Source organism: Bacillus sp. EKM501B (genome assembly GCF_011800505.1).
GTDB lineage: Bacteria > Bacillota > Bacilli > Bacillales > Bacillaceae_G > Bacillus_A > Bacillus_A cereus.
On record NZ_JAALFZ010000013.1, the window covers coordinates 55,445 to 82,062 of the forward strand.

A 26,618-nucleotide genomic window follows, 5' to 3' on the forward strand; every position below is an offset into this window, starting at 1 on the left:
TATAAGTTCTGCACTTACCTCTTTTCTCTTATCATTGTTTGTTACAACTCTCACCATTTAAAAATAAAAAAAGTCCTAATTTCTTTAGGACTCTTTTAAATAAACTTATCAATATTATTAATTTTATATACTACCTTTTTCCATGTTATACCGCGATCTTTTGTAGTAAATATTTCTTTTTTATTACACGCCCAACCTTTACGCCGATTAAAAAAATGCAAACAAAATACATTTTTTAATAATGGATTACTTGATACTTTGATCCATTTTGATCCTTTTTTTATTATTTGATATACACTTCCATTTTCACTATTTATAACCCAGCCATAATAGGAACTAAAAAACGAAACAGCCACTTTACTAGTATTTATTGTTTTATTTGAAATATGCCACGAATTCCCCTTATCAAATGAGTAATTCATTAAAAATACATCATCATTCTTTTTAGTTGGTATTACTAATAATTTATTTTTATAGATTGCTTTATAAGCCATAGCAGTCCCATTATTAATTCCTTCAAGACTTGGAATATCTTTTATAGGATGCCAACTTTCCCCACCATTTATTGTTTTAAATACCGTTGATGTTTCATAATGTTTTTGTAGTGAAATAAACCCAATTAGATCGTTTATAAATGTTATCCCTGAAATACTATCACTAATACTTATATTTTTTATTACTTTCCAAACTTTCCCTTTCGTTTTCAAATAGTATAAATTATGTTCAAATTTATTTGATGCAAGCTTTCTAGATAATACAATCCATATACTATCCATATTCGTAGCATGCAATTGTACTTGAACATCAGTCGATTTCTCCCAATCTTCTTCAACCGGTAAAATAAACTCACTCCATCTTTCTCCTCTATTAACTGTATAAAATATAGCTGGCAATAAATCGTCATTCTTTTTTGTTAAACCATATGCCCAAGAGCTTCGAGCGTTTATTGGATACCCAAATAATACAATTGAATTAAGAGGATTGACAATATCCCATTCTACTCCTCCGTTTCGAGTATATAAGATAGCCTGCTTTTTATTTGTATATTGAATACTAGCCCAACCATATTTATCCGTTCTCATTTGTAAAGAAGTAAATTGAATATCATTATTTTCCAATATATCACCTCATTCTTATTATTTATATATTCGTATGCTATTATTTTCAAAACGTTCTATCATTAGTTATTTAAACCACCCGCTTTATCTACTATCTTTATACTTACTTTCCCTTTTCTTCACCACTCAAATATAACGAAATTCCTTCTATTTTTCCGTTATCATATACAAACGACTATATTTTACAAAATTCAACTATAAAAAATGCACCCCAATTGTAAACTATCCCCAACAATTAGAGTGCACTTTATATAAAATATAGCTTTTAATTTTTAAGCACTTACTACAGTAGCAACCTTATCCATACAAGTAATAAATTGAGTAATAAATGTATCAATTTCTTCTTTTGTAATTATATATGGAGGAAGTAAACGGATAATATTCCCTTGTGTTACGTCAACTAATATCCCTTTTTCCATTAGCTCTACCTGTAATTTCTTCACATTTTCATTTGTATCATTTAAACTAATTCCAAACATCATACCAGCATGACGTACTTCCTGAATATAATAAGAGTTTTCTTTCTGAATTTCTTGTAATTTATCATTTAAATATAGTGACGTTTCATACGCTTCGTGCATTAAACCATCTTCAATCAATGTGTTTAATACCGTTAACCCTAAAGCCGTTCCCATTGATGAATGAGCAAACGTTGTCCCGTGATCTCCTGGTGAAAATACATCACATAACTTTTTGCCTACAATAATTCCTCCTAGCGGTATCCCGCCTCCTGCTCCTTTACCAATTTGAATAATATCTGGTGTAATATTAAAATTTTGATAAGCAAATAGTTTTCCCGTTCTACCCATACCACTTTGAACTTCATCAACGACAAGAAGTACATTATATTTTTCACATAAATATTGAACACCATGTAAATATTCACTTGATAAAGGATAAATTCCTCCACTTCCTAAAACAGGCTCTAGCATAATCGCAATTGGTTTTTCTTTAATAATAGTCTCCTCTAATTGGTCTATATTTTCGCGCTCTACTTCATATACAGGAATCGATGTTTTAGGGAAATTTTGATATACACTTTCTTGTCTCGTAAAATGAAGTGCCCCTAACGTACGCCCATGGAAACTATTCTTCAGCACTACAATTCCTTCACGTTCTTCATTCGTATGAGCTCTATATTTATCAATTAATTTCAAAGTTGTTTCTGTCGCTTCCGTACCAGAGTTTGTAAAAAAGACCTTTCCGTTTTTTAATGAGCAATCCACTAATTTCTTTGCATATTCAATCGCAACTGGATTTAAAAAATGAAACGGCAGATGCAACGATTTTGTAACTTGCTCCATTGTCGTTTGTACAATTTTAGGATGATTGTATCCTAATACATTTACTCCTACGCCAGAAAATAAATCTAAATACTCTTTACCATCTACATCATATAGTTTACATCCTTCTCCTCTTTCCATTGCAACCTTCGTACGACAATACGTAGACATCATATATTCTTTATCTAATTGAAACCAATCCGACATGTTAAATTCCTCCTATTTATTTTCCCTGTTTATTTCTGTTCATTCTCTATAAACTCATGTATAAATTCATTTTTCAGATTAAAATTTTAATAGTAATTTTCTTCACGATATTCATTTTTCCATAATTTCTTCTATTTCAACAGGTCCACTACATACACGTTTTTTTCATCTAGCGGTCTGTTACTACTTTGCATATCATACATAATCAAGATTATAAAATCATATTTAGTAACAATAGACGAAATAAATTTGGAGGCTATATCGATGAATGAAAACTATGATAAACAGGGGCAATCTTTACTAGGGAATCACTTTAATGAAAAAGGCGAACGTAATGAACAAGCTACCCTTCACTCACAAACAGTTGGTTCACGTGGACCTGTTCTAGAGCAAGATAGTGTACTTCACGAGACGTTACAAGAATTTATTCATGAAAAAATTTTAGAAAGACCTGTTCATGTAAAAGGATTTGGTGCGTTCGGTTATTTTCAAACGATATATTCGATGTCTGAACATACTAAATTAAGTTTTTTACAAAATTCTAATGAGAAAGTTCCTGTTATGGTGCGATTTTCGTTAGCTGTTAGTACGAAAGGAACACCGGATACTGCTAGAAATGTACGCGGTTTTTCTACAAAATTTTATACAAAAGAAGGCATTTTTGACCTTTTATGTAATCACATTCCTGTTTTTTCTGTCCGTGATCCGATGCGTTTCCCTGAAACGATTCAAGCATTATTGCCTTCACCTAAAAATAACTTAATAGACCCTAATAGATTTTGGAGTTTTGTCGCTAAAGCACCTGAATCTATTCATTTTGTTGTCCGTTTATACTCTAATAATGGTACGGCCAAAAGTCTTCGCCACATTCCAGGACATAGTGTTAATACATATGTATGGAGAAATGCGGAAGGTAATCGAAAGTATGTAAAGTATCATTGGTACCCGTTTGAAGGTGTACAGTACATTACTAGTAAAGAAGCAATTAAACTAGCTGCCGAAAATCCTGATTATAGCGGGAAAGATTTATATGATGCTATTGAAAATGGTAAACCAGTGGAGTATGGTTTATACGTCCAGCTCATGGATCCGAAAGATGAAGCGCACCTTTCTTATGATCCTTTAGATGACACAAAAGTATGGGATGAACAAACGTATCCTCTCATACCAGTCGGGAAAATGGTATTAAATAAAAATCCTGAAAATTTTATGGAACAAGTAGAAAAAGTCGCATTCTCCCCTTCTAATTTACTGGATGGTGCAGAACTATCAGATGATAAAATGCTGCAAGGGCGCGCTAACATTTACAGTGATTCACAAAGAAGAAGAATTGGTCCCGAATTTCGCAAATTAACGATTAACCAGCAGCAAGATTGGACACCTGCTAATCAAATTACAACCGGTGAAGGAAGGTACGTTGAAGGTAAACTTGAAAGAACTTCTATAACGAAACAGGATAACTTTACGCAGGCTAGTGAATTTTATACGAAGTTACAGCCAATAGAAAAAGAACATCTCGCTGAAAACTTAGCTAGTGATTTGAAAGTTATATCCGATGATATTAGGAAGATCGTTTTGGGGTATTTCAATCGAGTATCCACTGATTTGAAAACAAACATTGAGACAAAAATGAAAGAGCATTAAGAAGATTAAAACATGCTTTACGAATGAGAATTCAAATCTATATTAATTATTTTCTTATCAAAATCCAATGAGATTATTTAATTTAAAAATGTAAAGCCAATATATCCCTGTTCTATAATTAGAACAGGGATATATTGAATTAGTTTAATGTTTAACATTAAATACTTTATTTCGCTAAAAAATGCAATAAGTAGCCTTTCAAAACAAACTATAGTAAACTATTTTACTTGTACCGTATAATTCCCTGTTCCACCACCATACTTATATACACTTAAGTAATATTTCCCTGGCTTTGCATTATAATTTCCAAGCAATTTGTTTCCATCACGTTTTGTTGCATAAGCTACATAATTATTTAAATCTGATTCAGAATATAATACCCAGTTCAATCCAAGATTTTGTTCGTTCGTAACAGAAATTTGTAAATCTTTTTGATCCTTTACATCAATAACAAATTTATCCCCCTGATCTTGATCGCTCAAGGTTCCTCTTAACAAAATATTCAAAGATAGTGGGTTTGCTGTTTCAAATGAATTATTTGGTTCTTTTTCTACAGCCGTACCTTCTTCCGTGTTCACTCCGCTAAACACAACATCATATTCAAATTGCCCAGCATTATTTACACGGTAATTTACAAAATAAGCAGTCAATGTTTTATATCCAGTCCACTCTTTTCCTGAAAGGCGTTTCAACATATCATTTGTTGCTTCATTCATCACTTTCCAGTCCTCAACTTCTCCTTTAGCCGCACTTCCTGTATATGTCCCCTGTAGTGTAAATGTATTAAAGAATTGTGATTTATTCTTTGTTACTTTCACATCTTTTAGTTTCGCTTCATTCGTAATATCTGAAGTAACGTCCGAAAGCGATTTTGGATCATGCTGAGTTAAATACTCATCTGATACTTGTGGAATTGTATACTTATCACGATTATCAATAAGCATTTGCATATAAGATTGATATTCTTCATTTAACTTATTATCTTTGCTTAATGTAGCACGGTATTCATCGTAACTTGAAACATCATTTGCGCGAATTAAATCATGTACTTTATCGAACATTTCTGGGCGCTTATTATACATATATGATTGTAGTGCAAACGAATAATTATAAAAATCCCACGTTCCATATTTCGCATTTAATGTTTGTGATGCTGTATAACGTTTTGTAGGATCATTAGATAACCCACCAATTATACTTTTTCGTGGTACTACACTATCTAATCGCGTTGCACCTGCAAAGAACTCTGCATTCCCTTCTTCAAACCATGTTAAACGTTCATTTTGATACATTTCCCCTTGGCCCCATAATCCCTGAACTTCGTACCTTCCCTGTAAGTAGTGCGTAAATTCATGGCGGAACAATTCTTCCAGACTATATATACTTTGCTCTGGTGTACGTTCATATGTAAAGAAAGTCCCTGTCCCTTCAATATAAATCCCACCATTATTCGTTTCATATCCGTACAGTTGACGATTAAATTGATACTCATCTGGGCTATTATAAATAACCATCGTTAACACATCATCAGCATGTCCACTTTCAAGTGGTTTATCGCTACCAACTGTACGATAAAATTGAGAACGCACCTCTTTTGCCGCCCAGTATAGACGTTTAATTTTCTCTTCGCTAACTTTATCCCCAGCTTTAAAGACAATTGCACCATCATCAAACGTATACGTTTTCGGTAAATATTTCTTTTTACCCTCTTCTCGAATTTGATCTAAATTTACAGTTTTTCCATTCGCATCTATTCCTCCATAATTTGTAGTAATTTGTTCTGCCGCAACAAAGTATTGCTCTCCTAAATATGGATAAATTCGCATTGTATCTGTAACAACTTGTTGTCCTTTTGTCGGCGTGCTATGAAGCTTGCCCAATCGGCCAGCATAGTAAATTCCATTATTAATTAACCATCCGTTTTTATTTGTTACTGTACCAAGTAGTGCAAAACGATTTATTTCATTAATAAAGTTATCGATATTTCGATACCACATCGTATCTTTTGGCTCTTTGCCAGTCGTGTACATATCCGTCTGAATATCAAAGTCAATTCCCTTCATCAACTCATATATAGCATCTCCTTTTGTTCGGTCTTCAATGAAAGTTGCAAGATTATCGTTATATTGTTTAAAAATTTCACCTGCATATAAAACCGTTTCAACATCTGCTGATGCATTTCCAATTAATTTTCCATATGATGCAATTACTTTATTTTGTTCTGATGTACCAAGTTTGAAATTTGGATTTTTTGCAATTGTTTTTAAAGCTGGTAAACATTTATCATGGTAGCTACGCTCATTTAGTTTGCTTAATTCATCATGGTAAAAACCTAAATAAAATGCTGCACGTAGAGCTTCTACTAATGTTTCAATCCCTTTTGAATCATCTTTCGTATAAGCTTGTCCTTGTTCTGCTAGTTTATTAATAATTGCTTGCATTCGGCTATCATCTTGATAGAATTTAAGACTATCACTATTAAACTGAAATAATTCCGGAATTTGATACCATTTAATTGTCACAAGAAGATCAGTTAATTGTTTATTATTTAATTGATTTAACTCAGCCATTGAATACTTTTTTTCTTCAGCTAACGGCTTAATATTATCGGTTGGTGCTAGTGGACGCTGCGATAAATCCGCTAATTTTAACCGTTTTGTAAAAGATGCATTTTCTTGTACTTTTGAAGGGTGCGCCAATTCATTAACAGATTTCTGTATTCCTACCGGCTCCATTTGTAATACGTTCTTCACGTTTTTCTCTTTTGTCTCTGCTTGAATTTGCAAACCATTACATGTTATTGTCACTAATCCAACACCAAGAATCCACTTAGAAATTTTCGAATATTTAACCATACCATTGCCCCCTAATAATTTAAAAGAAAATTCAGAATTCCAAAACCAAAAACCCACTTATTTGTATGTATTTACAGTTCCGCTATAAATACAACTATGATTAATAATGCAATAGTAGCTTGTTTTATACTATTACGAGTACAGATTCCTTACATACAATCTCCCTTCCTTACATGTAATACAAGCAAAAACCGTGCCAATCATATTTCTTATGAATAGCCAACATTCTTTTATAAATACTGTAGAATAAAATATACATAGGTGTTTCGGCAATGTATAAATCATTTGACACAAAATCTAATGTTTATGAAGAACAAATTCATTGAATGTTATAAATTCATTAGGCAGTAAATAATCCCCAATTATTAAATCTCTCAAAAAAAGGTAAATAAACATATTCCATAAAGCTAATATGTTTGTTTACCTTTTTCTATTTCAAATCAACAGCAAAATATCGTTGAATAAAAACAGCATGAATAAGTATTTTGTTATTCATTTCTCTTTTTCATATAATCTTTTTCACATTGCAACGGCTTAAATTTCACTTTTTTCCCTTTCTTCTTTTTCGTTTTTATAACGAGCCATTCCCCTTTTTCAACGTCTAGTTTTAGGCGTTTCATTACATTGATATTATCTTTTTCTTTATAAAGTAAAAATGCTTCTTGCGCCCTCACAAATAGGCTGGGCTGTTCGCTAAATCCACCACTGTCATAAATTTTAGTTAGCGAAGTATAATAAGAATCATTTTCCTTTCCACCATACATCAAATGAGCAGCCTCCAGATCTCTCTTACTTACTTCCCAAAAACTATGTTCATCAATATTTAAATTAAATGTGGATTTAATGTCCTGTATTATATTCTTCACATACTTTTCATCTCTAACTTTTCTTTCTTCGAGACAATCCGAAGATAACTCTGGTGCATCTGATTGGGAATGTACAACGTGTTGTATCGATACACACAGAATAAATACGCTTAAAATGTAAAATATTTTTTTCATATTTACATATCACCTCAAATGATTTAGATACTATATCATTTGAGGCTTACAATATTCTTATGCTAATAATAAGAAAGATCCTATAAAATAAAATTTTTATAGGATCTTTCCTTTTAATATTGCTTTATCAAATTCACGGGCGGGGCAACTACCTTACTACTTTTCACATCATATAATCCTATAGGTGTTACTCGTATAAAAGGCAAGTGCGTCGCAGAAAAGAATAAAATTGTAAATGCTGGATCATCATACGCGTAGCCACGCTCTTGTAGTAATTTCACCATCTGTTTCTCTTCCTGTATTAATTCTCTCATTTTTAAATTAGACATAATCCCGAGCAATGGTAATGCTATTTCGTGTAACACTTCATTGTTTTCTACTATGACCATTCCACCACCGAGCTCTTTTACTCTACGAAAAGCTGTAAGCATATCTTCTTTTCTTTTTCCGATAAGAATGATGTCACCTGTACCAGAATAAGAGCTAGCGAGCCCACCTAGTTCTTTTGCAAAACCTTTGACAGCTATATTCACTTGCCAACTGCCATCACGAGCAATCATCATAAGGAAACATTCATCATGATCTGTGGACAATTCATCACAGTCTATATTGATTTCACTAGTGTATGGTTTTGTAATAACGTTATTTAATAAGTGTATCCCCGTTTTATTAGAGAAAATCATATCCTCTTTTTCTATTGACCAATCTAATGATAATGGAGTTACTTTATGTTTACTCCAGTCTATATGTAATGCCTCATGTGTATTTACACCGTCACGCTTCACCCATTTCCCCTTTGCAAGGACACTAATTGGTACTGGATTTTCTTTACTTTCTAAAATATTGATATTAGCAATTCTACCTGTCGCAATCGAACCATGTACATGTTCCATATTATAATAACGAGCAATATTATAACTTGCCATATCGTATGCATCTATTACTGGCACTCCTTGTTTTATCGCGGTAGAAATCATAACGTTTGTCATTCCATTCTCATAAAACGAAGGATGTGAGCCGTCTGTTGTAAAAAAGAATCTATCAAACTGCTTTACACCTAGTTCCAACAATTCTTTCAGTAAAACTTCTAAATCTGGGCGGATTGAAGAATTTCTTAGGGAAACAGTGTAACCTTGCATAAGACGAGTGAAAGCTTCCTGCCCTGTCATCGCTTCATGATCACAATCTGTACCTAACAGTTTTAACTTCGCTAAAGTCGTTTCAGATGCACCTGGAAAATGTCCTTCTACTTTCTTCTGCAATCGCTTCGTTTCCTGCATCCAAGTTAACATTTCATCATCGCCATGTAATAGTTTTGGCCACGCTGTTAGTTCGCCGCCTTGAAGAACTGCTTTATGCTTAAGCCATTCTATTATTTCTTCACGATTAAATAAAGTTTCCCCGTTTTGCAATTCAGTTTGTCCATCAAAACGACACCACCAATACATACTTGCTGGAATCTTTTCAAATTCATCTAATAAACGAAATGCTTCTTCACGTTGTAATGTGAAAAATAAAGTTAAATTATCATTAATAAAAGTTGTTGTCCCAAACTGCATCGCATGATTCGCTAAAGTTTCAGGATTATATAATTGATATGGATGTGCATGAGGTTCTATGTAACTTGGAACTACATACTTTCCATCACAATCAATGACTTCACATTCATGCAGTTGCACTGGCAGCTTTTCCCCTACATAAACAATCCGGTCATCATAGATCCAAATATTTGCTTGCATCCACTCGCGCATATAGGAATTTAAATAAGTTGCGTTCTTACATAAAATGTGCGGACTTCTTTTACCATCTATTACTTCAACATGCTCTCGTAATTGTTTATTACTCCATTTATAATGATTTTCTCCCATTGTATTCAACTCCAAATCAACTCATAATCATTTTGATTAAAACGAGAAATAATTAACTAACTAAAGTATTTTCCATTCATAACTCCCCTATTGGCGCCCCTATATCCTTTATTATATTTAATAATTTAAAAAATAACAATTTTCAGAACTATATACCTTTTTTATCCAAAATAAAAAGAATGTCATGTAACTGACATCCTTTTTATTTTTATCGTAAGCATTAAGATTGATTTTCACTTTGAAATACACTTGATGCCATATCATAAATGCAACTACTGTCCATAGTTGCGAACTTAAAAAAGCACCTCTTTTAAATATAACTATAACAAAATTCCATTCACTTTCTTTTCATCTATTTATTAAATTCAATTTGCATCATTTTATTAAACTGCGGAACAATATCGACCCCACCTATAGAGTTGAGACTGATAGCCAATGTATGTTTGCCTCCAATTACTCCCCCAGCAAAAGTTGTAAATCCAGGAATTCCTCCTCCATGCCCCCAAACTGAAACACCGTTTGGAAGTTTAGTCTCATAGATTCCAAGACCGTATGCGTCACCAACCCCTTTTCCTTCTATAGGAACTGTAGTAAGCATTTCTTTTAGCTCGCGTTCCTTCAGTAACTTACCACCGAGTAAAGATGAAAAGAACTTATTTAAATCATCGGCATTAGAAATCATATCTCCAGCTGCATTAGCTAAACTTGGATTATAATACGTAATATCTTTCAACTCGCCTGTTCCTTCCATTTTCACATATCCACGAGCATGATTCTTTCCTGGGATGACGGGTGAATTTCCTGGTAAAAACGTATTTGATAGGTCCAAAGGTTCAATAATTCGCTTTTCGATTTCTTCCGCATAACTATTTCCAGTTATTTTTTCAATAAGCATTCCTAGTATTACGTATCCTGTGTTTGAATACAACCAGTCTTTTCCCGGCGAAAAATCTGGAGGCAGCGAAAGACCTATTTTCACTATTTCTTCTGCTGTATACGTTTTTTTCGAATTCATTATGTCCGCGTCTTTTGACTTTAAGTATTCAGCGATACCACTCGTATGATTCAAAAGTTGTCGTATCGTAATTTGATTACCATCATACCCATTTCCTTGCACGAGACCCGGTAGCCACTTTTCAATTGGATCGTCAAGTTGTAAGCGATTTTCTCCTACTAATTGAAGAATAGTCGTGGCGGTAAACGACTTCGTCACACTACCAATCCGAAAGCGATAATCCGAATTCACCGGTTTCTTTGTACTTAAGTCCGCCACGCCAGCAGTAAAACTACTAGTTTTTCCGTTATTAGACGTCTTAGCTAATATTCCTACAGCACCAAGCTGTACTGTTTCCTGCATTACTTGTTTCCAGCCATTACGATTCTTTTGATCATGTACTTGTGACGAACTAGAAATATTTTGAGTTGACTCTGCAGTCACAGTAAAACCAGGTGTAAATAGAGCAGTACCCGCTAATAAAACTGCAAAACTTGCTAACTTAATTGAATTACATTTTTTCATAAGGCTTTCTCTCCTCCATTAATATCGGATTGATTCAAGCTATACTTTCATCCTATATGATAAATCTCTCTTTTTTCTTATCCATTCCTTACGAAATACTTACGTTTAAATTTAAATACGGTAAACTGAGGAAGAGTTATGCATGCAAATAAAAAGAGAACATGTTTTCATTTTTTATGTAAACATGTTCTCTTAAACATTTAAAATTCTATATCAACTTTTCATCCTATTCTTTACACAACTAATTTATATTCCTTTTTACCAGCCCGCACTAGCATTCATACCATTTCCAATAATAGAAAGTAATAGCGGCCATAATACTGGTCCTAGTGTAAGAAATACATTTAGAAGTATGAGCATTCTATATCCAACGGTGAAATTGTGATTTTTACGATTAACAAATACTAAACTGATTAATGATATTATAGTTGTTAAAAATAATACTAACATTAGCAACCAATACCACACCATTAAACTAAGACTCCATGGTGTTAATAGCTCATGTATGATACAAAATGAGATTCCTAATACAGAAAAACTAAAACTAGTCACCGCTGTTTTTATAAGCCATTTATTTATTTTTTTATCGTATGTATTTTTACAATATAAATCTATTAAAGTATATAAAGATAAATATGCCATTAATACACCTATCCAAGACAATAACCAGTCTCCGTCCCCTTTGAATAATACGTACAGTAACCAACACATACCTACTGCTGAAAAAACAAAGGAAATAAGTATGCTTTTTAATACCGATTTCATTACATTTTCACACCCTTAAAAAATCAAAAATTAATTATGATTTATAAAAATTAAGTATAGGTTAACATGTACTGAAGTATAAGTAAATAAAGTTAATTTTATTTACCTATTTGAATACGGTTTCATATAAGAAAATAATTCATGTTAATCAAATTTCCATATAAAAAAGAAAAGGTGAATATTTATGTATCCACCTTCCCATCTCCCTCTACCCACTTCATTATTTCTTCCACATCTAAATCCGTATACGTCTTTTCACCATAACGAACAGACTCATATAACGAGATAATATCCCTTGTTCTACAAATTCTTTTTAACCATTGTTGCATCGTTTCATAGGACCTTCTCTGTTCATGAAATGGTAATGTTCTTCCCCATTCAACTAACGTTTTTCTTATCTTATCTGTCGGTAACGGCTGTTCTAACTGATGAATGACTTTTTCATTCTTTATGCTTCTTACCGCAGTTTGCTTTGTAATCAATTCTTTCTCCTGTACTATTTCTGTTTTCGTCAATTTTTTCCTAATATACTTGTAGATGGCATATATAATTGATATTGCAATTATCACATAAAAAGCTATAGTAATCCATATATTTGAAAGAACAGCAAGCACGTCACTCCATAGACTTTCTCTTTCGAAAGGTTGAAATTTTTTACCCGTTTTCGTTCTTATACCTGTATCTTCTACTTCTTCATATTCATCTTCATCTATTTTGGAATCATCAAAATTTTCACCTATACTAGTAAAGTCATAATTTCTTTCCGATATTGTCTTAGTCTTACTGAAAAAACGCTCTTTTACTATGTCCTGTACATACACAACACCTTGTGATAACGTTATCGCACTAATCGCAAAGAAAATTATGATTAAAGTTCTTACACTCCATAACTTCACTTTCATATGCCGCTTTTTATTCACCATGACATAAGCCCCTTCTTATTCTTTCATTACAATCCATTTATTCGTTCTACTGTATTTCTTTGGTGAAGTACCAATAATTAAAGGAACCGCATCCAGTTCCTTTCGACGAAAGCCTGCTGTGTAAAAGTAAGAAGAAGATATAGGCGTATCTTGGTCTGATATCGAGGCAAGTACCTTTAATACATTTTGCAAATGTTTCCGATTATCCCCATTTTTTATATGTAGCAAACCGTTATCTTTTACACTATTGATCCATACTTCAAACGAACAGTTTTGCATAAGAAGTTGTTTGCATATACCTGCTATTAATTCAATTAGTTCCTCTATATCATTTCGCAAAGAAACACCACTTTTATTTTGCAAGTTGAGATAAATCGCGTATTTATCACATTGTGTTCGCTCATACTTTTTCGCAGTTATCGTCCCTGTTTTCGCTGTTGCACTCCAGTGGATGGAACGAAAATCTTCATTTTCATAAGACTTTACTCCCATTACTTTCGTTTCATCATATAAGGGTGAAGACATCGCTTTTCGAAATCCTCGTGACCATTCTTGTAATTCAGGAACTTGTATTTTCGGAACAGCTGGTAAGACTAAATAAGAGGGCGTATCAACTTGTTTATATGTTATATGGTTCGTTATAAATCCAAAGAGATCAGTAATAACAATTTCAACTTCTTCCCATTTCGCGATGCCTCTTTTTAACGCTACAGCTTGCAAATCAAATGAAACTGACTCCCTTCCTTTTAAATTAAAATTCATATAATAATTTGAACCTGTACTATGATTTTTGTTTATTTCATCATGATTCCAAGTTAGCTTATTTTCACATTTAAATCGAAATACGATATTAAGAATAGGAAATATCGACTTGTTTGAAATTTTCATTTTGCACATATTCGTTTCACCTATAAAAACATTCGAATTCCCTTGACTGTATTCCCATTCAACACGAGATACTTTACGTATATATACATGCATAGCACCTATTAAAATTACATATAAAAATACGAGAGATAAAAACAGTAGATTACTTGAAAATACACTTAAAATAACGGCTACAACTGACATAACCCCCATTACGAAAGGCTCCGCTAAAGGTGTATACACAAGCTGTTGATTCATCGTACATTCTCCACTGGCACACTAATCGTATGAAGAATTTCTTTCATAATTTGTTCTTTCGTCGTTTTCATCTCTCCCTCAATCGTTAACGTTAAACGATGAGCACAAACTGATGCAGCGAGCGTCTTAATATCATCTGGTGTACAGTAATCTCTTTCATTTAATATTGCCCGTGCTTGAATTGCTCTCATAAATGCCAACGTTCCCCGAGGGCTTACACCAATTTCAATTAACTCATGGTTACGAGTTGCTTCAATAATTTCAAGGAGATAATCTTGCACATCATTCCCTACTAACACTTCTCTTGCACGCTTTTGCATCGTAATAATTTCTTCACTTGAAATAATAGAATGTAACGTTTCTAATGGATCATTCATTTGAAACCGATTCATCATTTCCTTTTCAGCTTCTCTCGTAGGATAACCTTGGCGTATTGTGAGTAAAAACCGGTCTAACTGAGCATCTGGTAACAGAAATGTGCCCGCTGATTCGAGTGGATTTTGCGTTGCTATAACTAAAAAAGGTTCTGGTAATGAATGTGTCTGTTTCGCAATTGTAACAGTACGCTCTTCCATAACCTCAAGTAACGAAGATTGTGTTCTCGGTACAGCTCGATTAATTTCATCCACTAATACGATATTTGCAAAAATGGGTCCTAACCTTGTTTTAAAATCCGATTCCTTTACATGAAAATATTCAAGACCAATAACATCTCCAGGCAAAGTATCCGCTGTAAATTGTATTCTTTGAAATTTAGCGTCCACACTTTTAGCCAAACTTTTCGCTAATGTTGTTTTTCCTGTCCCAGGTACATCTTCTAATAAAATGTGCCCTTTTGCTATAAGAGCTATAGCTGCCAGTTCAATCGATTCATCTTTTCCTATAATAACTTTCGAAATATTGTTAGTAATTTTCTTTAATGTACTCATATAGTAATCTACCACCTTTTAATTATCTAAAAATTAAGAATATATTTTTTCCAAATTATAACATGTATTTCAAAGATGAAATAGAGTGAAAATGAATCTTTTATTTTTTCTTCATTGCACGCAAAAAAGCACCTATTGTCGTATATTGACAATGAGGTGCTTAACTCACGTAATTTTCATATTGGGTATTTAACACCTTATATACATTCACTATCTTTCTATTTCACTCCAAATATCAATATCACTTTCATTTAAAATCGATTTAATTTCGTCTTTCTCAAAAACTACTAAATAATTATAAGGTAAAGCTAGTACTTGAATAATTGCAGGTTTCATTTTTAATAATTCGTAGGCGTATATGGTCTCTAATTCTCCTGATACTTCTTCATTGATAGGACCTATATACCAACCCGAATCATCTTCATCACAACCACTAGATCTTTGTAAATAAAACTCTTCTTGTTGCAACACGTCTTTCGCTATCACAATCTTATCATTAAATTTTATTAATTCCCCCTCCATATTTAATCGGCGTAAGCAATGTGATTGCTCAAGTTGTACCCATAATGCAATCGTTAAGTCTTCCGTCTTATCTTTAAAAGGATTTTTAGTATAATCCCGGGTAATAATTTGATAATACTCTTCATACTTATATAAACTATAAACAGACCATCCAATTTGTATTGAAAATCCATCTATTAATTTATCTTCTACTTTAGATAATAAATTAAATAGTGTTTCTACATGAAAAATTAAAGGTTCTTCTACTTTAGCTTTTATATTTTTATTACCTATATTTTTGATTATTGTTTTCAAATAAATGTTCTCCACTTCTATTGAATTTGCTCACTCAATCTACATTCCTCAACTTGCCTTATATAGACTTTCGCTATAAACACCAATAATATTTCTAATATTAAAACTCTTCTCCCCACACTACTGTATTTCCTATTTCTAACTCGACATAATATTCTCGACCTTCAATTGGATTTTCTCCATTCCAACTACCTTTTCTATGTCGTGCCAACTACTACGTTAAAACTTACGAGTTTGTACGAGTTCATTAGTTTAATATATATTCCATGTGTTTATATTCAGCACCCAGTAAAATGTCATCTCGCCAAAGCTCGTACCTCGTTTTCTTATTCTATCATTGCACATAGTACTCCATGATGGTACAACCATCATAGAGTACATACTTTCAAAAACTCTTTCACTTTCTTATCCCACTTAAAGGCTCTCTTTTTCACTCTTGATCATCATAAGCATCTCCAAGTGATTCAAATTCACTCTTTAGCCAATACCAATATTGTCCATTATTCTTAATAAGTTTTTCAAGTAAGTCAGTGAATGAAGTTGCGATAATTTGCGACTCCCCAACTATTCCATGTCGATCAAAGAAACTATCATAACATCTACCTAGTCTTTCTTCACTAAGATCTATTGTTAAATATTCATCCTTACCATCATTGCATATAATATACCAATTTGATGAAATATCTTCTTCACATAACTCTCCTACAATTACGGGATTAGCCAAAATAAACTCCTCTGGGGTAACAATATGAATAGGATATTCCTCATTTTCAAATAAAGTTAGACCACCACAAAGACTATAAAATTCTTTTAAATCACCTGGTAGCATATGCTTATTCTTATCAATTATCGGTAATTCTGTAGGCTCCTGAACTCGACAATTAGGTAATGATTTTACTTTTTTAATCAACTGATTAATATTTTCCATCTAAATTACTCCCTAAAATTATATTGATTAAAGGCCCTATAATACTCTTGTCTAGCTAAACGTGGTACATTCGCAGCATCAAACATTTTTTCCGTCAATTCTTGTATTTCTTTTGGTGAAACAGATTTCCAATCTACTTTACCTCCAACCTTTTTCCCTGTTTTTTCAAAGAGCCATTGTCTATAAACAGCTTTAGTAGCATTGTGTTGCTCTTTAGTTAAAGCTATAGTTGGAGTATTCGCCCCTCTACTAACATAATCAGGGACATTATGTTTAGCCCATACATCCATAACTCCATGATGATTTTCTAATGGTGAATTGCTTGGCCTATACGGTACTATATCGTATGGTTCTGAAGTCTTACCATCTTTAGACTTCGCAAACTTATAATAAGCTTCTATCAATTCACCTTGAGGTATTTTGGTTATGATAGTTCCACCAATACTAGAGAATGCATAGGAAGCCTCTCTCTTAAATGATTGTAACATTTCAAGCGTAGGCTTCAATTCTTTTGCTAGTTTTTCTGCATTAGCAATTGTACTTATTCCACTTGATGTCTTTGCGATATGACCGATTTTATTTAGCGCCTTTAACTTATTTACTTCTCCTACATAATATATATACTCTGAAATACTCTACTTAATTTACAGAACCATTCGTAAACACAAAAATAGTGGCAGTTGGATTCTCCAAACTACCACTATTTTTAACCTCTTAATTCATTAAATTCCTTATAAATTAGTTTTTCAACGTTACTCATGATACACAATGTTTTAATTTGCTTATTATAGAACTTCCTCTACATCGACACTCTCTATCTTCACTTCATACATATTTGTGATATTTACTTCTTTTGGTACCCATGCATAATAATTTTGATCATTCTCTAAAATAAATTGAATTAACTTTGTTTCTGATCCATTCCAGAAATTTTTAAGATTATCAATGTAGTCTTCTAAATCTTCTTTATAGTCCAGTTGTAATATATAATCTCTTACCGTCAGGGCAAACACAATTAAACTTCCTAATAGATTTTTTTGCTCATTTTCTTCTTCATACTCTTGTGATAAGAACCACACTTGACCTATTCCTATCGTTTTTTTGTATTTTTCATAAAAACTACTATCATCCATATTCTCATAGTCATGAATCAATTCATTGACCAATGAATGCCATTTTGGCGGAATAATATTTTCCAATGCAGGATTATGTTCAATTCCTTCTACTATATCCTCGATTTCTTCTGTCTCATCTTCATAGTGATATTCACTTAGGTCTATATGCTTAAATTTCATTTCATTTTTATAATGTGCCAAATCATATGGATAATGATTATTATCTTTTAAACTTGTATCATCAAGTTCGAGTATCTTTACTATTGCAGCTGTCTCAAAGCTCCAATATCCTACATATCCAGGTTCTTTATGCGCATTTTTCCATTCATAATCATAATGGCCTTTAAACCATTCTTTCTCCATGTACGTTTGTAATCTTTTAGATGCTTCTTTTTTATCTATTTGTGCAAGTTCTATAATCTCTCTCGTTTTTGCATATGGATTTTCTTTATAATATCTATTCGTCACTTTTGTGTATCCGATATCACTAGCGCATAAGAGGAAATCAATTACTGCATCGTTCATATTTTCTTTCTCAACTAGCTTAGCTAAACTTACAAGATTCTTTTTCTCCGTCTCTAATAAAATTCCTAGAGATATCATCCAAATTAGATTTAAATATCCAACTTCTCTTTCCCCTATATGCCCCAAATCAATAAGAGCGTTGTCAAAATCTCCTTCTATTGTATGGATAGCTTCTCCTAGGGAATATTTTGCAATAATATCCTCTAACTCATAATTAAAGCTTGATAAGTAGGTTCCTTCTATAATACTATTATTATCCTTAGAATATCTTTGAATTCCCTTTTTCTCATCTTCTTCTAAACTTTTAATATCCTCTTTATTTTCTTGAATAAACTCTTTATTATATTCAATTCCTTCTCTACATTTTTCTTCTATAATTAAATAATCTCTCATTCTATTTGATTCCTCCTAGCTTCTAAATTATGGCCATTCTCCAATAATATTTCCCTTTGCATCTAATCTATATGTTTTTACTTTTCCGGTACTATCGACTTGTGATAGTACTCTTTCTACTTGATTTCTTTCCAGCGCTCTTTTAATCTTATCTGCCAATTTCTTATCTCCATCAACAGCTTTAAATATTCTACTTTTTTTGGTCTTCGCACCATTCAACCAATCATTAGACATTTGTCGTCCATCTTTAGTTTTTCCTAATTGTGAACTGCCAAATTTAGCTTCATCAATAACATATTTGATCTTTGATTCTGCATTTGCATTTTCGTATAATCCATCAATCCCTTTTACTATTTTATCATTTATGCCTGATGGTGTACTTTTTCCGACTGGCTTTAAATCAAATCCAGCTTCTTTTAAACTTTGATTATTCAATAAATTGTCACTAGATTTTATTTCACCATAATTCCCTTTTTGCTTATTGGTAGCTGTTTTTGCATCAAAATTATCTACAGTTGTGTTTTTGTTACTGCTAGGTTTACCCTTACCACCATCTTTAGACTTCGCAAACTTATAATAAGCTTCTATCAATTCACCTTGTGGTATTTTGGTTATGATAGTTCCACCAATACTAGAGAATGCATAGGAAGCCTCTCTCTTAAATGATTGTAACATTTCAAGCGTAGGCTGCAATTCTTTTGCTAGTTTTACTGCGTTAGCAAATGTACTTACTCCACTTGATGCTTTTGCTCCTTTTGTGATATGGCCTACTTTATTTAGTGCCCTATCGCCTAATATTGTGGTAGCTATTTGTGTTAATCCATAGGTAGTCAATTCTGTACGACTCTCTGCATCTCCCTCTATCATATCTCGTTTTATTTTATTTGAAAATGCATGCCACATATTTTTTGCAGTTTCATCCAAATGGAAAAGTGCATAGGTTACATTAATAAAAGTTCCTATGTCCATATTACTTAAAGCTATTGCGGACTCGATTTCATCACCAATAGCTTTCCCCGATCCTCTTTGAATAGCTTCCCACATCTTTTTCGCTGTTTCAAACGTGCCAACTATACTGTCTGTCGCATCGTCCCAAGCATTTCTAACCGGAGATTTCTTCTCAATTATGTTATTTGTTTCTATATCTTTAATTGACTGATCATTTTTTCGAGCTGTTTCTTCTATAATCCCCTGAATCGAACTCACCCAATCCATATTCAACCCTTGTGTACTAAACGTACCACTCACAGGACTAAATCCTTTCCCACTTTGCACTTCAGCGAGTCCGGCTGTGATGCTAGCTGCTAATTGGAGAGCGGTGCTGTAGTTGTTGCTGGATGAATGATTGAATTCATATAAATGCTCTAGTTTTTCTTCCAGTTTTTTTCTCATTGCACCTAATACCGTTACAATTGCACCTACTCCGGGCATTGGTGTAAGTACTTCTATTGCTTCTATACTTGTAATCGATTGATTAATTCCCCTTATTTGTTCTCTTATTTCTTGTTCAATCACATCTGTCGAAGCAACTTTCGCTTGGAACTCATTTGGAAATGCTTCATTTTGGCGAATTAATTCTTCACATAAGCATATGATTCCTTGCGCTAATGGCCGAAATGTTTGGACAAGGTAGGCTTTTGCACTACTGTATGTTTGTCCTTGTAATACTGTGTCTATCGCAAATGCATCAATAGATTGAATGGCTTGTTCCATACTTTGAATCGTAGCATTACATATAGCGTTCATACTTTGAGTTTGACTTTGTACTTCTCCCAAATACATGTTTAAACTCATGTATTGGCCTCCCTTTGTAGTTGCTGCTGTTCATAGGAAAGGTTGTTTTCTTTCTCGCTGAGATGCCGTTTTTCTTTAAGCAACGTCTCTTTTTCGTTTTCTAATTCGAATGTAAGTTTTCTTTCGTACTGCCCGATTTCTTGCCGCATATTCGTAAAAAGGTGAAATGCTTCTTTGTCACCATACCAAGTTTCTAGTATTCGGTTAAATAAACGATTGCTTCTATTTTTCCATTCATGAAAACTAGCCTCAGCTCGTTCTTGATTTTGCAGCGCGATTCGGTTTTCATTTTGTTCTTCAAATATAATTCGTAATTTTTGATTACATTGACTGATTCTCGTTTCAATTTCTTGACTCATCTTTTCTCCCTACCTTTTCCCCTTTACGTAGGTTGTTACATTATTGAAAAGTTTTTTGAAGTCCAGTATCCATTTTCTCAAATTCATTTGCTACGGAATGGATATTATCAATCGTTTGTTGAAAAGTAGCGCAAAATTGTTTCGTGATTTGTAAATTTTGTTGATTTGCTTCTTGTGCTTTGAAGTTCACAGATAGTGTCGTACGCGTTGCCTTATTTATAGAGCGACTAGTAGCACTTTGCATCCTATCTGAAGCATTTCTCATTTTCGTTGCAAGTTGCGTTGCCGTATGCAAATTACTTTGAAATTCTCCCATTACTTACTCCCCTCTACCTTTTATTTACAAGAAAATTATACCACGGAAAAATATCCCAATAAACCGAATGTTCGAATTTAACATACAATTCAGCACTGTTACTGAGGATGCGAGCAACGCTTATCTATCAACATAACTGAGTCCAAAATGGATTCTACTTATACAAAAAAAGATGACTTCAGCCATATGCTAAAGTCATCTTTTTCTACCTTATTATTTTACTAATTCTCCATTATAAGCTTTTATATTAAGCGGAGCAGTTAAAAATTGTGCTGCTTTACTAACGAAAGATGTGAAGTGTTCACTCGTATTATGGCTCGCAACTGCTGCTTCATCTTTCCATACTTCTACCATCGTATAAACACTTTCTTTTTCTGTATCTTTATATAAGTCATAAGATACATTTCCACTTTCTTCTCTTGAACCATGAATGAGTGGCTGAATTTCTTCTAAAAATGATTGTTGTTTTGCTGGGTCTACTTGAAATATTGCGTGAATAATAATCATGGTGTTTCCCCTTTCATATTCCATATATTTCTATGACCTAATTAGATTACTTCCACTCAGCAACTTTGTCAATTGGAAGACGTACTGATTGGTAACCACTGTCAGCAGCTTTCCCGATTGAAATTAGCATTACTGGTACGTAGCGTTCTTTATCTAGTCCAAACGCTTCTGCAATTTGGTCTTTTTCAAATCCACCAATTGGACAAGTGTCATAACCGTGCGCACGAGCTGCTAGCATAAATTGCATCGCTACAAGACCACCGTCAATTAATACTGTATCTTTCATTACTTCTGGTGTAACCATAGAGAAGTAAGCTGAAAGTTTTTTCATTTGATCTTCTTTTACTTCTGCTGGCATAAGTCCACGCTCTACTGCTGTACCATAAATTTCTTCTGCGTTATCAAAGTTGTTTAAGTCACCAAATAAAGCGATCATTGCTGAAGATGTTTCTACTTGAGATTGATTGAATTTTGCAAGTGGCGCAAGTGTTGCTTTCGCTTCGTCACTTGCAATCACTACGAATCTCCATGGTTGCATGTTTACTGAAGATGGTGCAAGTGTTGCTTCTGTAAGAATTTCTGTCATTTCTTCTTTGCTAATTTTCACTGAAGGGTCGTACTTACGAATTGAACGACGTCCTGTTAAAATTTCGTTAAAATCATTTGTTTTTACTGAGTTAGTCATAGTTGTATTCTCCCTTTTTTATAATTCTTTTATATTTTCTTGAATGTGATTTAACATATTTAAAAGATTATCGCGTTCTTCCTCACTTAATCCTTTAAATGCAGATGCTGCAAAACGTTCTTTTTCCTCTTGAAATGCTTGAATTTTATTTCGTCCCTCTTCAGTAAGAGAAACTAACGTAATTCTGTTATCATCTGGATTTTTACGTCTTACAATCATTTTATTGGCCTCAAGCTGCTTTAAATGCCTTGTTATCGCAGCATTATCAATATTCACTTCTTGTTGAAGTGCTTTTTGACTAATTTCACCTACTTCATATAACTGAAGTATAAGCTCTAATCGAGACTGGCTCATACCCGTACACCCTTCAAATTTCGAACTTACTTCTTTATTTAGAAAGTGTAATTTATATAAAATAATCGCTTCTTTTGAGCATGAACTTGTCAAATTAACCCTCCTTTACAATCAAAATAAAAACATTTGATGTATCAATAGTTGATATGTCAATTAATATAATCTATATCGATTTAGAATGCAAGCATTTTGTTTTCATTTTATTTTTTCCAAATTAAGGCGCTTTGTAGCGTTACAAATAATGTTAATTGCACTATAATAATACTAATTTAAAGAACTGGAGAGTGATTGATAATGCGGCAATATACAAATAGAAATGAGGAATTGAAAATGGAAAATGAAATGAGGATATTCACAAATGACAACAATAAATATAGGGATTGTCGCGCACGTAGACGCTGGCAAGACGAGTTTGACTGAGCGTATTCTTTATGAAACGAATGTGATTAAAGAAATTGGCCGAGTAGATAGTGGTAATACACAAACTGACTCAATGGAATTAGAAAGACAACGCGGAATTACGATTAAAGCATCTGTCGTTTCTTTCTTTATTGATGCTGTAAAAGTAAATGTCATTGATACACCTGGACACGCTGATTTTATCGCTGAAGTGGAGCGATCATTCCGCGTTCTAGACGGTGCGATTTTAGTTATCTCTGCCGTTGAAGGTGTGCAAGCACAAACAAAAATTTTAATGCGAACATTACAGAAACTAAACATACCGACTATTTTATTCGTTAATAAAATTGATCGTAGTGGCGCAAACAATGAAAAAGTTATGAAACAAATAAAAGAGGTTCTTTCAAATGAAGCATTCCCCTTCTATTCTGTTCTAAACGAAGGAACGAAAGAAGCCCGGATCATTGAATACAAATCATATGACGATTGTATGGAACTGTTAGCACCATTTAATGAATCATTACTTGAATCATATGTAAATAACGAAATAATACCGGACGCACTATTAAGAGAAAAACTAGAACAGCAAATACAGCAAGCGAATGTGTATCCAATCTTTTTCGGTTCAGCAATGACTGGTATGGGCGTAACAGAACTTCTTGAAAAACTTCCGGCTCTCATTCCAGCTCTTACATCGGCACAAGAGGAACCATTATCCGGTGTTGTTTTTAAAATTGAACGTGAACCTTCTGGAGAAAAGGTTGCTTATATAAGAGTTTTTTCAGGTAGCTTACATGTTAGAAAATATGTTAATATACAGCGCAGTAAGTCTCTATTCCATAAAGAAAAGATAAAAAAAATGTGCCTATTTCATAATGGAGATACCGTTCAAACTTCTACCGTTCCTAGCGGTGAGTTTTGTAAAGTGTGGGGGCTGAATGATATTAAAATTGGTGATATTATCGGTGAACGTACGGATTATATAAAAGATATTCACTTTGCCGAACCACAAATGGAAGCTGCCATTGATGCGGTACCTAAAGAGCAAATTCATAATTTATACGCTGTTCTTATGGAACTATGTGAAGAAGATCCGCTCATTAAAGTTTGGAAAGACGATGTTCATAATGAACTATATATTCGCCTTTTCGGTGAGGTACAAAAAGAAGTAATTGAAACAACACTTTATGAGAAATATAATTTGCAGGTTAATTTTTCAAATACGCGAGTTGTATGTATCGAGAAACCAATTGGCGTAGGCAATTCTGTTGAAGTAATGGGTGAAAAAGAGAATCCATTTTACGCAACAATCGGATTCAAAGTTGAACGTGGTGAACTTAATTGCGGTATAACATATAAATTAGGTGTTGAGCTCGGCTCACTACCTTTAGCATTTCATAAAGCGATTGAAGATACGGTATTTCAAACGTTAAAACAAGGATTATATGGGTGGGAAGTTACAGATATTATCGTCACGTTAACACATACTGGTTATGCTAGTCCTGTTACAACAGCGAGTGACTTTAGAAACTTAACACCGCTCGTTTTAATGGATGCTTTAAAACAAGCTGCAACATATGTATATGAACCAGTTAATGCGTTTGAATTAACTGTACCGGAGCAAGCAATTAGTACCGCAATGTATAAGCTCGCTGCCGTTCCAGCAACTTTTGCAGAGCCTATATTCAATAACAATTCTTATCAGTTAACAGGATCATTACCTGTTGCGAAAACAGAGAGTTTCAAACGAATACTACATTCATTTACAGAAGGAGAAGGCATATTTACAACGAAGCCAGCTGGTTTCACAAAACTTATGGCTCCCTTCCCTACTCGAAAACGTGTTGATTATAATCCGCTGAATCGTAAGGATTATTTACTTCATGTTTTGAAGGCTTATTAAAGTAAAAGAGGTGCAATTCGCACCTCTTTTGCATGTATTAATAGGTTAGTTTGTCCTAACAACTTCTTTAAGTTTTCCTATTATTTTCGCTATAGCCTCAATTGAATTTTCCGTTTCATATCCCCCAACATTTACAGAATGATTTGCATTTTTGACAACTTCAATCTGTAAATTCGTTTTATATAACTGATCAATTTGATCTGCATTGTATTGGTGATCTTTATCCCCAATAACTAAAAACCCTTCGTGTCGACTATGTAAGATAGAATCAAAAATTGTATCAAACGTCAGTAAAGGTGTAAGTAGTATCATTTTTGACTGCGCGAATTCTTCTCTCTTCATTAAATCATTTGCAATCGGAATTGTTCCGAGTGACTTCCCTAAAAACATAGTCTCGTTGTATTGCTCATCTTTTAATACTTCATTTATTACAGGATTAATATCATCCATCATTACTTTCGTTACTTCTTCCATTGGTTTATTCATTAATTGTCCATCATAAGAATAATGAATATGTACAACATCTATTTTATGTTCAAGCATTAACATCGTTGCGTAATAAAATAACGGCTTATCATAATTGTATCCTGAACCTGAAAACATAAAACAAACCGTACTAGAACCTTTTTCGATATGTGTGTAACGAATTACTTTGTCATTTATATGTACCTCTTTTTTAGTCCCCTTCACCGTTTTCTCCTCCGAATACGTTTACTTTTGTAATACGTTTACTTTTGTAATACGATATGTTCTGTGTGAACTGATACATCCTTTACTTTCTCTTTTATAAATGCAGGCTGTAAGTTATATGTATGCAGTTCTTCTACTGGCACCCATCTAAACAAATACGTTCTACCCTCTTCTTCCAAAATATATTGATCCGCTCCACTCGCAGGTAACTCATGTAGCTCTACTTCATAATAAAAACTAATTTCATGAAACTTTCGCTCAGAAAGTGTAAAGAAATTTTCTACTGACCATATTAATCTCTTCCCTTTAATAGGAACACCTAGTTCTTCTGCAAGTTCTCGTTGTAACGCATCCTCACTATTTTCTAGCATTTTCACTCTTCCGCCTGGTACATACCAATAATGTTCCCCTTTGTTTTGAAGAATAAGTATTTTATTATCCAGTTTACAAATTGCTCCGACGCGGTAATTAAAACATGTTTCCTCTACTTTAAACGTAAGATCCAATCTTAACGCCCCCCTTATACAAATATTGAATTATTACAAAACAATTATGTAATTGCTGTACAAATAAGGTTACTAAATTTATTCACTTCAT

23 protein-coding genes and 1 pseudogene are annotated in these 26,618 nt (G+C 33.3%); 2 read left to right on the forward strand and 22 right to left on the reverse strand.

Annotation, left to right across the window (positions count from 1 at the left end; all coding sequences use genetic code 11):
* Nucleotides 1–95 precede the first annotated feature (95 nt).
* Both HFD78_RS21010 and HFD78_RS21015 read right to left on the reverse strand, forming a co-directional pair.
* Complete coding sequence (locus HFD78_RS21010; protein ID WP_000429612.1) at nucleotides 96–1,118, reverse strand: hypothetical protein; 1,023 nt, start codon at nucleotides 1,116–1,118, stop codon at nucleotides 96–98.
* Nucleotides 1,119–1,390: 272 nt separating this feature from the next.
* Nucleotides 1,391–2,608 carry an aspartate aminotransferase family protein gene (locus HFD78_RS21015; protein ID WP_001286506.1) on the reverse strand — a complete coding sequence of 406 codons (1,218 nt, stop codon included), beginning with the start codon at nucleotides 2,606–2,608 and terminating at the stop codon, nucleotides 1,391–1,393.
* 264 nt (nucleotides 2,609–2,872) lie between these two features.
* On the opposite strand from HFD78_RS21015, the gene HFD78_RS21020 reads away from it, so the two are divergent.
* Nucleotides 2,873–4,252: a catalase gene (locus HFD78_RS21020; protein WP_001005113.1), complete on the forward strand. Its 1,380-nt coding sequence runs from the start codon at nucleotides 2,873–2,875 to the stop codon at nucleotides 4,250–4,252.
* A gap of 218 nt (nucleotides 4,253–4,470) precedes the next feature.
* On the opposite strand, the gene colA is transcribed toward HFD78_RS21020, so the two are convergent.
* The 18 genes and pseudogenes from colA to HFD78_RS21110 all read right to left on the reverse strand — a co-directional run bounded on the left by colA (nucleotide 4,471) and on the right by HFD78_RS21110 (nucleotide 23,122).
* Entirely contained in the window at nucleotides 4,471–7,107 is a 2,637-nt protein-coding gene (gene colA / locus HFD78_RS21025) for a collagenase ColA (RefSeq protein WP_000241885.1), read from the reverse strand.
* Between the two features lie 488 nt (nucleotides 7,108–7,595).
* On the reverse strand, nucleotides 7,596–8,108 hold the full coding sequence (locus HFD78_RS21030; protein WP_000719378.1) for a hypothetical protein: 513 nt from the start codon (nucleotides 8,106–8,108) through the stop codon (nucleotides 7,596–7,598).
* Between the two features lie 113 nt (nucleotides 8,109–8,221).
* Nucleotides 8,222–9,976, reverse strand: a complete 1,755-nt coding sequence (locus tag HFD78_RS21035; protein WP_000504393.1) for an adenine deaminase — start codon at nucleotides 9,974–9,976, stop codon at nucleotides 8,222–8,224.
* A 352-nt stretch (nucleotides 9,977–10,328) separates the two neighbouring features.
* Complete coding sequence (locus HFD78_RS21040; protein ID WP_000710638.1) at nucleotides 10,329–11,495, reverse strand: serine hydrolase domain-containing protein; 1,167 nt, start codon at nucleotides 11,493–11,495, stop codon at nucleotides 10,329–10,331.
* 258 nt (nucleotides 11,496–11,753) lie between these two features.
* Nucleotides 11,754–12,260: a DUF3902 family protein gene (locus tag HFD78_RS21045; protein ID WP_000843833.1), complete on the reverse strand. Its 507-nt coding sequence runs from the start codon at nucleotides 12,258–12,260 to the stop codon at nucleotides 11,754–11,756.
* A gap of 182 nt (nucleotides 12,261–12,442) precedes the next feature.
* A complete protein-coding gene (locus HFD78_RS21050) occupies nucleotides 12,443–13,183 on the reverse strand; it encodes a signal peptidase II (RefSeq protein WP_191968108.1) in 741 nt (246 codons plus the stop codon).
* A gap of 15 nt (nucleotides 13,184–13,198) precedes the next feature.
* Nucleotides 13,199–14,308 (reverse strand): DUF58 domain-containing protein, encoded by a 1,110-nt coding sequence (locus HFD78_RS21055; RefSeq protein WP_001075942.1) that lies wholly within the window; start codon nucleotides 14,306–14,308, stop codon nucleotides 13,199–13,201.
* Nucleotides 14,305–15,237, reverse strand: coding sequence for an AAA family ATPase (locus HFD78_RS21060; protein WP_000105652.1), 933 nt, complete (start codon nucleotides 15,235–15,237; stop codon nucleotides 14,305–14,307). The genes HFD78_RS21055 and HFD78_RS21060 overlap by 4 nt, the downstream gene beginning before the upstream one ends.
* A 210-nt stretch (nucleotides 15,238–15,447) precedes the next feature.
* Nucleotides 15,448–16,053, reverse strand: coding sequence for an immunity protein Imm33 domain-containing protein (locus HFD78_RS21065; RefSeq protein ID WP_000848821.1), 606 nt, complete (start codon nucleotides 16,051–16,053; stop codon nucleotides 15,448–15,450).
* 430 nt (nucleotides 16,054–16,483) lie between these two features.
* Nucleotides 16,484–16,981 carry an SMI1/KNR4 family protein gene (locus HFD78_RS21070; RefSeq protein WP_000427919.1) on the reverse strand — a complete coding sequence of 166 codons (498 nt, stop codon included), beginning with the start codon at nucleotides 16,979–16,981 and terminating at the stop codon, nucleotides 16,484–16,486.
* A gap of 5 nt (nucleotides 16,982–16,986) precedes the next feature.
* Nucleotides 16,987–17,367, reverse strand: a pseudogene (locus HFD78_RS21075) (sugar-binding protein); the annotation flags it as partial.
* Nucleotides 17,368–17,766: 399 nt separating this feature from the next.
* Entirely contained in the window at nucleotides 17,767–19,014 is a 1,248-nt protein-coding gene (locus HFD78_RS21080) for a PoNi-like cognate immunity protein (RefSeq protein WP_191968109.1), read from the reverse strand.
* Nucleotides 19,015–19,041: 27 nt separating this feature from the next.
* Entirely contained in the window at nucleotides 19,042–20,808 is a 1,767-nt protein-coding gene (locus tag HFD78_RS21085; protein WP_000056114.1) for a T7SS effector LXG polymorphic toxin, read from the reverse strand.
* Nucleotides 20,805–21,167 carry a DUF3958 family protein gene (locus HFD78_RS21090; protein ID WP_000076592.1) on the reverse strand — a complete coding sequence of 121 codons (363 nt, stop codon included), beginning with the start codon at nucleotides 21,165–21,167 and terminating at the stop codon, nucleotides 20,805–20,807. Before HFD78_RS21090 ends, HFD78_RS21085 begins: the two co-directional genes overlap by 4 nt.
* A gap of 40 nt (nucleotides 21,168–21,207) precedes the next feature.
* Nucleotides 21,208–21,483: a TIGR04197 family type VII secretion effector gene (locus HFD78_RS21095; protein WP_000503638.1), complete on the reverse strand. Its 276-nt coding sequence runs from the start codon at nucleotides 21,481–21,483 to the stop codon at nucleotides 21,208–21,210.
* Between the two features lie 213 nt (nucleotides 21,484–21,696).
* A complete protein-coding gene (locus HFD78_RS21100) occupies nucleotides 21,697–21,990 on the reverse strand; it encodes a putative quinol monooxygenase (RefSeq protein ID WP_000583816.1) in 294 nt (97 codons plus the stop codon).
* Between the two features lie 46 nt (nucleotides 21,991–22,036).
* Nucleotides 22,037–22,675 carry a nitroreductase family protein gene (locus HFD78_RS21105; protein ID WP_000185382.1) on the reverse strand — a complete coding sequence of 213 codons (639 nt, stop codon included), beginning with the start codon at nucleotides 22,673–22,675 and terminating at the stop codon, nucleotides 22,037–22,039.
* Between the two features lie 18 nt (nucleotides 22,676–22,693).
* A complete protein-coding gene (locus HFD78_RS21110; protein ID WP_000204181.1) occupies nucleotides 22,694–23,122 on the reverse strand; it encodes a MarR family winged helix-turn-helix transcriptional regulator in 429 nt (142 codons plus the stop codon).
* Between the two features lie 265 nt (nucleotides 23,123–23,387).
* On the opposite strand from HFD78_RS21110, the gene HFD78_RS21115 reads away from it, so the two are divergent.
* Nucleotides 23,388–25,331: an elongation factor G gene (locus HFD78_RS21115; RefSeq protein ID WP_000207794.1), complete on the forward strand. Its 1,944-nt coding sequence runs from the start codon at nucleotides 23,388–23,390 to the stop codon at nucleotides 25,329–25,331.
* A 45-nt stretch (nucleotides 25,332–25,376) separates the two neighbouring features.
* Here the strand turns inward: HFD78_RS21115 and HFD78_RS21120 are convergent, their stop codons facing one another.
* Nucleotides 25,377–26,021 carry a hypothetical protein gene (locus tag HFD78_RS21120; protein ID WP_000679153.1) on the reverse strand — a complete coding sequence of 215 codons (645 nt, stop codon included), beginning with the start codon at nucleotides 26,019–26,021 and terminating at the stop codon, nucleotides 25,377–25,379.
* 38 nt (nucleotides 26,022–26,059) lie between these two features.
* On the reverse strand, nucleotides 26,060–26,527 hold the full coding sequence (locus tag HFD78_RS21125; protein WP_000366240.1) for an NUDIX hydrolase: 468 nt from the start codon (nucleotides 26,525–26,527) through the stop codon (nucleotides 26,060–26,062).
* Between the last annotated feature and the right edge of the window lie 91 nt (nucleotides 26,528–26,618).